Source organism: Roseateles sp. (assembly GCF_046300915.1).
Lineage (GTDB): Bacteria > Pseudomonadota > Gammaproteobacteria > Burkholderiales > Burkholderiaceae_C > Kinneretia.
Map to the genome: position 1 here is coordinate 1 of NZ_JBKCLH010000084.1, position 10,713 is coordinate 10,713.

9 protein-coding genes and 1 pseudogene are annotated in these 10,713 nt (G+C 68.4%); 7 read left to right on the plus strand and 3 right to left on the minus strand.

Going from position 1 to position 10,713, the window contains the following annotated elements:
• Together ACK5F2_RS06510 and hutC are read right to left on the minus strand one after the other, a co-directional pair.
• A partial coding sequence (locus ACK5F2_RS06510) for a HutD family protein (protein WP_409863628.1) occupies positions 1–382 on the minus strand: 382 nt, incomplete at its 3' end.
• Positions 379–1,101, minus strand: a complete 723-nt coding sequence (hutC, locus tag ACK5F2_RS06515) for a histidine utilization repressor (protein ID WP_409863630.1) — start codon at positions 1,099–1,101, stop codon at positions 379–381. The genes ACK5F2_RS06510 and hutC, both read right to left, overlap by 4 nt.
• 83 nt (positions 1,102–1,184) lie before the next feature.
• On the opposite strand from hutC, the gene hutU reads away from it, so the two are divergent.
• From hutU to ACK5F2_RS06550, 7 genes are all read left to right on the plus strand, one after another.
• Positions 1,185–2,867 carry a urocanate hydratase gene (gene hutU / locus ACK5F2_RS06520; RefSeq protein ID WP_409863632.1) on the plus strand — a complete coding sequence of 561 codons (1,683 nt, stop codon included), beginning with the start codon at positions 1,185–1,187 and terminating at the stop codon, positions 2,865–2,867.
• 4 nt (positions 2,868–2,871) lie between these two features.
• Positions 2,872–4,422 carry a histidine ammonia-lyase gene (gene hutH, locus ACK5F2_RS06525; protein WP_409863634.1) on the plus strand — a complete coding sequence of 517 codons (1,551 nt, stop codon included), beginning with the start codon at positions 2,872–2,874 and terminating at the stop codon, positions 4,420–4,422.
• Positions 4,423–4,694: 272 nt separating this feature from the next.
• The gene (locus tag ACK5F2_RS06530; protein WP_409863635.1) at positions 4,695–5,639 is read left to right on the plus strand and encodes an ABC transporter substrate-binding protein; all 945 of its coding nucleotides are present in this window, start codon (positions 4,695–4,697) and stop codon (positions 5,637–5,639) included.
• A 103-nt stretch (positions 5,640–5,742) separates the two neighbouring features.
• Positions 5,743–6,522 carry an ABC transporter permease gene (locus tag ACK5F2_RS06535; RefSeq protein WP_409863637.1) on the plus strand — a complete coding sequence of 260 codons (780 nt, stop codon included), beginning with the start codon at positions 5,743–5,745 and terminating at the stop codon, positions 6,520–6,522.
• Positions 6,519–7,301, plus strand: coding sequence for an ABC transporter ATP-binding protein (locus tag ACK5F2_RS06540; protein WP_409863638.1), 783 nt, complete (start codon positions 6,519–6,521; stop codon positions 7,299–7,301). The genes ACK5F2_RS06535 and ACK5F2_RS06540 overlap by 4 nt, the downstream gene beginning before the upstream one ends.
• A 121-nt stretch (positions 7,302–7,422) precedes the next feature.
• Positions 7,423–9,084, plus strand: coding sequence for a rhodanese-like domain-containing protein (locus ACK5F2_RS06545; protein WP_409863639.1), 1,662 nt, complete (start codon positions 7,423–7,425; stop codon positions 9,082–9,084).
• A 56-nt stretch (positions 9,085–9,140) separates the two neighbouring features.
• Entirely contained in the window at positions 9,141–10,223 is a 1,083-nt protein-coding gene (locus tag ACK5F2_RS06550) for an ABC transporter substrate-binding protein (RefSeq protein WP_409863641.1), read from the plus strand.
• Positions 10,224–10,228: 5 nt separating this feature from the next.
• Here ACK5F2_RS06550 and ACK5F2_RS06555 read toward each other — a convergent pair.
• A pseudogene (locus tag ACK5F2_RS06555) lies at positions 10,229–10,713 on the minus strand (efflux transporter periplasmic adaptor subunit); the annotation flags it as partial.

Genomic DNA, 10,713 nt, shown 5'->3' on the forward strand with positions numbered 1-10,713 from the left:
GGCCCAGGGGCGGCGCCAGGGGCCCATCGGCCGCCTGCACCCGCATCCGGCCCTGGCCGCGGCGGTGCATCAGATTGAAGTCGCGCGTGGGCCCGTCCACCAGCTCGCAGTCGGGCGCCAGAGCGCCGTCGAAGCTGAGGATCTCGCTGCCGGGATGCAGCTCATAGTCGTAGAGCCGCACGCCGTGCCCCGAGAGCACCGCGAACCAGCGCTGCACGCCCTCGAAGGCCGAGAAGGGGCCGTTCGCCTCGATATCCGCCACGCTGATGCGCAGGGTCCACTGCGCCGGGTGCGGCCAGGCCAGCAGCTCGCGGGTCCAGCCGCCGTTGTTCTTCCAGCGCTGCGGCGCCACCTGGTCCGCCGAGATGATGCTCCAGCTCATGCTTGGAATCCTCCTTCGAGAAGATAGCGCGACCCGGGGTGGGTCAGCCGCACCGAGGTGACGGGGACACCGCGGCTGAAGGTCAGGCGCCGCACCACCAGGCAGGGTTCACGCCGGGCAATGCCCAGGAGCTTGGCCTCCAACTCGGCCGGCAATGTCGCCTCGATGGTATAGCGCGCTTCCGACAGCGGCGCCACGTCCAGCAGGTAGTGCGTGGGCGTGAGCTGGGCAAAGTCCTGCGCCAGGTAGTCGGGCGCACAGACCGGGTTGACCAGCCGGTCCTCGCACTGGATCGCGACACCGTTCTCGAAATGCACGATGACGCTGTGGAACAGCGGCGCGCCGGCCTTGAGGCCGAACTCGGCCGCCTGCTCGGCCGTGGCTTTGATCTTGGCCAGAGAGTGCAAGCGCGCCTCGTGCCGGTGACCGCGCGCGGCGATTTCCTCATGCACATCGCGCACCGTGAGCGTGGAGGAGATGCGGTGCAGCTGGGCCACAAAGCTGCCTACGCCTTGCACCCGCTCGATCATGCCCTCCTGCGCCAGCTCGCGCAGGGCACGGTTGACCGTCATGCGGCTGAGCTCAAACTGCGCACCCAGCTCGGCTTCGGAGGGCAGCAGATCGCCCGGAACCCAGCGGCCGCTGGCAATGCCGTCGCGCAGATGGTTCTTGACCTTGAGGTACTGCGGCTCGGGTCCTGAGGGTGTCTTGCGTGCCATGGTCGCCATGCCGCGGATGGTAGTTGACTTTACTTGTATAGACAACTAGAGTTCCGCGCATTCCCTACGCTCCGGAGAACCGCATGAGCTCGCAAGCCCGCCCCGTTCGCGCCCCCACCGGCACCCAGCTGCACTGCAAGAGCTGGCTCACCGAGGCCGCCTACCGCATGATCCAGAACAATCTGGACCCCATGGTGGCCGAGAACCCGGATGAGCTGGTGGTCTACGGCGGCATCGGCAAGGCCGCGCGCAACTGGGAATGCTTTGACACCATCCTCGCCACACTCAAGACCCTGAACGAGGACGAGACCCTGCTGGTGCAGTCGGGCAAGCCGGTGGGCGTGTTCAAGACCCATGCCGACGCGCCGCGCGTGCTGCTGGCCAACTCGAACCTGGTGCCGCACTGGGCCACCTGGGAGCATTTCAACGAGCTGGACCGCAAGGGCCTGATGATGTACGGCCAGATGACGGCCGGCAGCTGGATCTATATCGGTACCCAGGGCATCGTCCAGGGCACTTACGAAACCTTTGCCGAGGCCGGCCGACAACACTACGGCGGTGATCTGGCCGGCCGCTGGGTGCTGACCGCGGGCCTGGGCGGCATGGGCGGCGCCCAGCCCCTGGCCGCCACCTTTGCCGGCGCCGTTTCGCTGAACATCGAGTGCCAGCAGTCGCGCATCGACTTCCGCCTCAAGACCCGCTATGTGGACGAGCAGGCCGCCGATCTGGACGACGCCATCGCCCGCATCAAGAAGTACACCGCCGAGAAGAAGGCCATCTCCATCGCCCTCTTGGGCAATGCCGCCGAGATCCTGCCCGAGCTGGTCAAGCGCGCGCGCGCAGGCACCGCGCCCAAGCCCGATGTGGTGACCGACCAGACCTCGGCTCATGACCTGATCAACGGCTATCTGCCGGCCGGCTGGACGGTGGAGCAGTGGAAGGCCGCCGCGGCCGATTCATCCCAGCATGCGAAACTGAAGGATGCCGCGGCCAAGGGCTGCGCCGTGCATGTGCAGGCCATGCTGGACTTCCAGGCCATGGGCGTGCCCACGGTGGACTATGGCAACAACATCCGCCAGGTGGCCCTGGACCAGGGCGTGAAGAACGCCTTCGACTTCCCCGGCTTCGTGCCCGCCTATGTGCGCCCGCAGTTCTGCGAGGGCCGCGGTCCCTTCCGCTGGGTGGCGCTCTCGGGCGACCCCGAGGACATCTACAAGACCGACGCCAAGATCAAGGAGCTCTTCCCCGAAGAGACCCGGGTGCACCGCTGGCTGGACATGGCGCGCGAGCGCATCGCCTTCCAGGGCCTGCCGGCGCGCATCTGCTGGCTGGGCCTGGGCCAGCGCCATCTGGCCGGCCTGGCCTTCAACGAAATGGTGCGCAAGGGCGAGCTCAAGGCGCCCATCGTGATCGGCCGCGACCATCTGGACTGCGGCTCGGTGGCCAGCCCCAACCGCGAGACCGAGGCCATGAAGGACGGCACCGATGCCGTGTCCGACTGGCCCCTGCTCAACGCCCTGCTGAACACCGCCGGCGGCGCCACCTGGGTGAGCCTGCACCACGGCGGCGGCGTGGGCATGGGCTTCAGCCAGCACAGCGGCGTGGTGATCGTGGCCGATGGCACGGACGCGGCCGCCAAGCGCCTGGAGCGCGTGCTCTTCAACGACCCCGGCACCGGCGTGATGCGCCATGCCGATGCCGGCTACGAGATTGCCCAGGCCTGCGCCAAGGACCGCGGCCTGAACCTGCCCATGCTCAAGGACTGACCCCATGACGATGATGATCACCCTCACCCCCGGTGCCCTGACGCTGGAACAGCTGCGCCAGATCCGCCAGGGCGGCGTGCAGCTGGGTCTGGACGCCACCGCCGTGGCCACCATCGAGCGCTCGGCCGCCATCGTCCAGGCCCATGCGGCCGGCGACGCCGCCGTCTACGGCGTGAACACCGGCTTCGGCAAGCTGGCCTCCAAGCGCATCAGCAAGGAAGAGCTGGCCACCCTGCAGTTCAATCTGATCCGCTCCCACTGCGTGGGCGTGGGCGCGCCCATGGCGCCCGGCGTGGTGCGCCTGATGCTGGCCACCAAGGCCGCCTCCCTGGCCCGCGGCCACTCGGGCGTGCGCCTGGAGGTGGTGCAGTGCATCCTGGACGCCTTCAACAAGGGTCTTGTGCCCTACATCCCCTGCCAGGGCTCGGTGGGCGCCTCGGGTGATCTGGCGCCCCTCTCGCACATGACCCTGGCCCTGATGGGTGAGGGCGAGATGCTGGTGGACGGCCAGCGCCGCCCCGCCCTGCCCCTGCTGCAGGCCGCCGGCATCACCCCGCTGAGCCTGCAGGCCAAGGAAGGCCTGGCCCTGATCAACGGCACCCAGACCAGCACCGCCCTGGCCCTGGACGCCCTGCTGCGCTTCGAGACCGTCTACGCCTCGGCCGTCGTGTCGGGCGCACTGAGCCTGGATGCCGCCCGCGGCAGCGACGGCCCCTTCGACCCCCGCATCCATGCGGTGCGCGGCCAGCCCGGCCAGATCGAGGCCGCCGCCGCCTACCGCCAGCTGCTGGTGGGCAGCGCCATCCGCGCCTCGCACCAGGAGGGTGATGAACGGGTGCAAGACCCCTACTGCCTGCGCTGCCAGCCCCAGGTCATGGGCGCCTGCCTGGACCAGGCCCGCTATGTGCGCGATGTGCTGCTGCGCGAAGCCAATGCCGTGACCGACAACCCTCTGGTCTTTGCCAACGAGGACGGCAGCAGCGCCATGGTCAGCGGTGGCAACTTCCATGCCGAACCCGTGGCCCTGGCCGCCGACGCCCTGGCCTGCGCCGTGGCCGAGGTGGGCGCGATTGCCGAGCGCCGCATCGCCATGCTGATCGATGCCGGCGTCTCCCGCCTGCCGCCCTTCCTGACCGAGAACGCCGGCCTCAACTCGGGCTTCATGATCGCCCACGTGACCGCCGCAGCCCTGGCCAGCGAGAACAAGAGCCTGGCCCACCCGGCCAGCGTGGACAGCCTGCCCACCAGCGCCAACCAGGAGGACCATGTGTCCATGGCCACCTTCGGCGCGCGCCGCCTGGCCCAGATGCTGGACAACACGGCCCACATCATCGGCATCGAGCTGCTGGCCGCCGCCCAGGGCATCGAGTTCCTGCGCCCGCTGCAAAGCTCCCAGGCGCTGGAGCAGACGCACGCCCTGATCCGCCAGCGCTGCCGCGCCATGCCCAGCGACCACTATCTGGCGCCCGACATCGAGGCGGCCACGGCCCTGGTCAACGAGGGCGCGGTCGCCCGCATCGCCTGCACGCACAGCCCCCTGAGCGTCTACGGCTGAATCCCGATCTCGCGCTACGTCCCTCCCAGAGAACTGGGCGGGGCCCATCAGCCCGCCTCCCCGAACAGGGAAGCGGGCTTTTTCTTTGGGCGAATGCAGCACCGAAGCACAGGGCGCGCGGCAGGCGCACAGGCCGCCAACCATTGGCACGTCTTCTGCATGCAGCAAGCGCTGTCCCTGGCGCGCGCGGCACCGGGTGTTTCCCGAGAGGCAAGTCCGGGCGCGCGCACCATCATTGAGCCCACCTCAGTCCAACGGAGAGCCCTCGCACCATGAAGAAGATCCTGTCTGCATTCGCACTCGCCACCCTGGCCCTGTCGGCTCAGGCACAGGAGGTCAAGGTCGGCATCGGCATTTCCGGCTGGACCGGTTTTGCACCCCTGACCCTGGCCAAGGAGGCCGGCCTCTTCAAGAAGAACGGCCTGGACGTCAGCATCAAGAAGATCCCTCAGAAAGACCGCCATCTGGCCATCGCCTCCGGCGACATCCAATGCGCGGCCACCACGGTGGAGACCTGGATCGTCTGGAACGCCAATGGTGTGGCCACCACCCAGATCTTCCAGCTCGACAAGAGCTTTGGCGCCGACGGCATGGTGGTCAAGCCCGGCATCAGCAAGATCAGCGATCTCAAGGGCAAGACCGTGGCCGCCAGCGCGCCGGGCACCGCACCCTACTTCACCCTGGCCTGGATGCTCAAGAAGAACGGCCTGTCCATCAAGGACGTGAACGTGGTGAACCTGGAGCCCCAGGCCGCCGCCAATGCCCTGATCGCCGGCGCCGGCAATCTGGACGCGGGCATGACCTACGAGCCCTTCCTCAGCGCCGTGCGCGCCAAGCCCGAGGCCGGCAAGATCCTCGCCACCACCCTGGACTACCCCATGGTGATGGACACCTTCGGCTGCACGCCCAAGTTCCTGGCCGAGAACCCCAAGGCCGCCAAGGCCCTGGCCGACAGCTATTTCGAGGCCCTGGCCATGATCAAGGCCGAGCCCAAGAAGAGCTTCGAGATCATGGGCGCCGATGTGAAGCAGAGCGCCGAGGCCTTTGAGAAGAGCCAGGCCTTCCTGCGCTGGCAGGACCGCGAGGCCAACAAGAAGTTCTTTGCCGGCGAGCACGCCCAGTTCAGCAAGGAAGCCGCCGAGCTGCTGCTGGAGGTGGGCATCATCAAGGCCATCCCCGACCTCTCCAAGCTGGCCGATACGCGCTTTATCCAGTGACCCACCCCCTACCGGCTTCGCCGGCCCCCTCAAGGGGGCACGCCCCTAGGGCCGGCCAAGCCGGACCCTCGGGCGTCGCCCGGGAATGCCTGAACCGCACGCGATGAGACCTCTTCAAGCCGTATCTGCTCGGACAAGGCTCTGTCTGGGCCTGTCCTTCTTCCTGCTCTTCACCGCGCTCTGGGCCGCCGTCACCTTCGGCGGCCTGGTCAGCAAGACCTTTCTGGCCGACCCGCTCACCATGCTGAAGTCCGGCTGGACCCTGCTGACCGAGATGGGCTTTGCCAAGGACATTGGCATGACCGTGTGGCGGGTGCTGGGGGGCTTTGTGATCGCCGCCGCCCTGGCCCTGCCCCTGGGCGTGCTGATGGGCACCTACAAGCCCATCGAGGCCTTCTTCGAGCCCTTCGTGTCCTTTGCCCGCTACCTGCCGGCCTCGGCCTTCATCCCCCTGCTCATCCTCTGGGTGGGCATCGGCGAGGCGCAGAAGCTGGCCGTGATCTTCATCGGCAGCTTCTTCCAGCTGACCCTGATGATTGCGGTGACCGTGGGCAACACGCGGCGCGACCTGGTGGAGGCGGCCTACACCCTGGGCGTCTCGGACCGCAGCCTGATCAGCCGCGTGCTCCTGCCCGGGGCCGCGCCCGAGATCGCCGAGATCCTGCGCATGGTGCTGGGCTGGGCCTGGACCTATGTGATCGTGGCCGAGCTGATCGGCGCCTCCAGCGGCATCGGCCACATGATCACCGACAGCCAGGCCCTCTTGGCCACCGACCAGATCATCTTCGGCATCATCGTGATCGGCCTGATCGGCCTGGTCAGCGACTTCGCCTTCAAGGCCTTCAACCGCCGCCTTTTTCCCTGGGCACAGCTCGGCCGATGACGAACAACATTCTTTCGATCCGCGGCGTCTCCCGCACCTTCGCCGGCCATGACGGTCAATCCACCGTGGCCCTGCAGACTACCGATCTGGACGTGGCCGAAAACGACTTCCTGACCATCCTCGGTCCTTCGGGCTGCGGCAAGAGCACCTTGCTGCGCATCGTGGCCGGCCTGGATGCGCCCAGCAGCACCTCGCCGCTGCTGGACGGCCGCAAGGTCCAGGGCCCGGGTGCCGACCGCGGCATGGTGTTCCAGAGCTACACCCTCTTCCCCTGGCTCACGGTGCTGGAGAACGTGGCCTTCGGCCTGCGCGAGCGGGGACTGCCCAAAGCGCAGCAGCAGGAGATTGCCCAGGACTTCATCGCCAAGGTGGGTCTGGCCAAGTTCGCCGGCCACTACCCCAAGCAGCTCAGCGGCGGCATGCAGCAACGCACGGCCCTGGCCCGCGCCCTGGCCAACGGGCCGCGCATGCTGCTGATGGACGAGCCCTTCGGCGCCCTGGACCACCAGACCCGCGAGCTGATGCAGGAGCTGCTGCTGGGCATCTGGGAGCGTGAGAAGAAGACCGTGCTCTTCGTCACCCACGATATCGACGAGGCCATCTTCATGGGCTCGCGCGTGGTGGTGATGAGCGCGCGGCCGGGACGCATCAAGAGTGACCTGCCCTCCCCCTTCGCACACCCGCGCCACTACTCGGTCAAGACCACGGCCGAGTTCTCCGTACTCAAGCGCGAGCTGCACGAGCAGCTGCGGGTGGAGGTGCTTGCGGCACAGGTCTGACGGGCGGCACCCGTCCGGCGCCAGCGTCGCCTGTCCATCGATGCATGCAGTCTGTCGCAGCCGGCGGGTCTGGGCACCCAGGAGCTGCGACATTGCCCGCTTTCATCTCGGGAGCTGGGCTATGACAGATCGATTGCCGCGCCGCTGGCTGATGCTGGCCGTCACCCTTGTGTTGATGTTCATGGGCGCCGCGGCCCAGGCGGCCGGCCCCCTGGTCGATACACCGTGGCTGCGCCGGGCCCTGACCAGCAGCACGCCACCGCTGCTGCTCGATGCCTCGCCAGCCCGGCAGCATGCGGCCGGACACATCGCCGGCGCGATCAATGCGGACTTTTACAGCCACGGCTCACGCGAGGTGGATGCCGCCACCATGCAGGCCCGCCTGCGCGCCTGGGGCATCGCCGACAACGCCAGCGGCCAGACCCTGGTGATCCACGACCAGGGCGGCACGATGCTGGCCACCTGGCTGTTCTACGAGCTCTACCGCCATGGTGTGGCCCCCGAACGCCTGCGATTGCTGGACGGCGGGCTGGCCGCCTGGAAGGCCGCAGGCGGCGCCCTCGTCAGCGAGGCCACGCCGCCTCCGACACCCGGCAATATCCGGGTGATCGCCGCGCGCGAGGACGCCCGTGCGCGCCTGCCGGAGTTCCTCGCGGCTTCCGGCGACCCGGCGGGACATGCGCTGCTGGAGGCCCTGGACCCGCCCTACTACTACGGCGGCGCCAAGTTCTTCAACCGCGGCGGGCATGTGCCCCACGCCCTGCTGTCGCCGGCGGACGACTACTTCCGCCCCGACAAGACCTTCAAGTCGCGCGCCGAGCTGCAGGCCATGCTGGACCATCTGGGGGTGCGCCGCGAGCAGCAGGTCTACAGCTATTGCGGCGGCGGCGTGGCCGCCAGCGTGCCCTACTTTGCCCTGAAGTTCCTGCTCGACTATCCCAAGGTGGCGCTCTACCAGGGCTCGCAGAAGGAGTGGCTGGAAGATGCGCGCGAGCTGCCGCTGTGGAGCTATGCCGCGCCGTCCCTGCTGCGCAACGCCGACTGGCTCAATGGCTTCAGCAACACCATGCTGCGCACCTTCAGCCACAGCCCGATCAGCATCATCGATGTGCGCCCGGCCGAAGACTACGCAAAAGGCCATGTGCCCTTTGCGCTCAGCCTGCCGTCGCAGCGATTCCAAGCCGCGCTCGCGGCGCCGGAGCAGCTGGCCGCTCTGCTGGGGCCGGCGGGCGTTGATCCGACGCATGAGGCGGTGATCGTCTCGCAGGGCGGTCTCAACAAGCAAGCGGCACTGGCGTTCGCGCTGCTGGAGCAGCTGGGTCAGCGCAAGGTCTCGCTCTTGCTGGAGTCGGCCGAGGATTGGGAACTGCGCGGCCTGCAGCTCAGCCGTGAGCCCACCCGCGTGGGCGCCCGCAAGCCGCCGCTGGACCCGACCATCGCCCCGGTGGACTACCAGGCCAGACCACGTGCCATCCTGATGAGCAGCGCAGCACTCGCGGCCAAGCCGCCCGCTCACGGCATGCCACGGGTCTATCTCGCCCTGGGCTCGCGCCCGCCAGCCCCCGAACTGCCGGGCAAGGTCGTTCATCTGCCCTACGCGCAGCTGCTGGATGCCAGCGGCCGCCCCAAGCCGGCGCACGAGATCTGGAGCCTGCTGGCCAAGGCCGGCCTGCCGCGCCATGCCCAGATCGTCTGCGTCGGCGACGACGCTGGCGAAGCGGCCATGGGCTACGTCCTGCTGCGCTTGATGGGCTTCGCGGATCTCAAGCTGGCGGCGAGCTAGAGCGCACGACAAAGCGACAATGCCTGCTTTCCAACCCGGGAGTTGCGGCCTTGCCTATGTTGCGGAAGCTTGTCTTGCTGGTCTTGATGCTGCTGAGCCTCGGACCTGTGCAGGCCATGAGTGTCAGCTTCATCAACCCGGGGCGGTCTGACGAAGCGTTCTGGCTGACGGCCACGCAGGCCATGCAGGCAGCGGCCAGGAGTCTGGGCATCCAGCTGGAAGTGCTATATGCCGAGCGCGAACCCGAGCGGGCGCTGCGCCTGGCGCGCGAAATCGCCGGGCGCCCGGCACAGCAGCGCCCCGACTACGTGCTGCTGGTCAACGAAAAGGGCACCCTGGTCAGCAATGCGCAGACCCTGGGTGCGGCCGGCATCAGGACCTTTGCCGTCTTCAACGGACTGCTGCCTCAGGAGCGCAAGAGCTGGGCGCCCAGGCAGAGCCTGCCCCTGCTGCTGGGCAGCCTGGAGCCCGATGCGCGCGAGGCAGGCTATCTGACCGCCAAGGCCCTGATCCAGCAGGCCTTGCGCGCCCAGCCCGGCGGCAAGCTGCAGATGCTCGCGATCGCTGGCGACCGCTCGACGCCGACCTCCGTCGCGCGCAACGAGGGCATGCGCCAGGCTGTGGCCGAGGCGCCGCAGGTCGAGCTGGCTGAAACCGTGTTTGCCGACTGGCGCCGTGAGCTCGCGCGTGAGCAGATGCCGGGCCTGCTGCGGCGGCACCCCGAGGCGCGCCTGGTCTGGGCCGGCAACGACCAGATGGCCCTGGGCGCCATGGAAGCTCTCAGCCAGACGGGCGCCAGGCCAGGGCTTGAGCACTATTTCTCGGCCATCAACACCTCCAACGAGGCCATGCAGGCTCTCATCGAGGGCCGGCTCGACGCCTTGGCTGGCGGACACTTTCTGGCCGGGGCCTGGGCCCTGGTCATGCTGTACGACCACCAGCAGGGACGCGACTTTGCCGACGAAGGGCTGGAGCTGGAGCGCCCCATGTTCACGCTGTTTGCAAAGGCCACGGCACGGCGATTCCTCAAGCAGTTCGGCTCCGGCATCGGCGAACTGGATATGCGCCCCTACAGCAAGCACCTGAACCCGCAAGTGCAAAGCTACCGCTTCACCATCGCCCCCCTGCTGAAGCGTTGATGGCCTCAGCGCGCCTTGACCCGCGCGCCGTCGGTCAGGCCCTGCGGCGGATAGACCACCACCGTCGAGCCGGCCTCCAGGCCCTTGGCGATCCAGGCCACCTGGCTGTTGCGCGCCTCCAGCTGCACCTCGCTCAGCCGGGCCCGGCCGGCCTCGAGCTTGAACAGCGCATGCCGGCCCGGCTCGGCGCCGGGCAGCGGGAAGACCGCGCTGACCGGCACCAGCAGCGCACCCTCCTGGCGGCGCGTCATCACCTTGACCGCGACGCGGTAGCCATCGCCCAGGCCCTGGCGCTGCGCCAGCGGACTGCTGAGCGCGATCTGCACCCGCACCCGCTGCTCCTCGACACCCAGCGCCGACACCTTGGTGAAGGCTCCCGGCTCGACCCGGCTGACCTGGCCCGCCAAGCTGCCCGGCCCGCCCCAGCGTTCGATGCGAACGGCCTGACCGGGCTTGAGCTGCAGCGCATCGCTGCTCAGCAGCTCGGCCA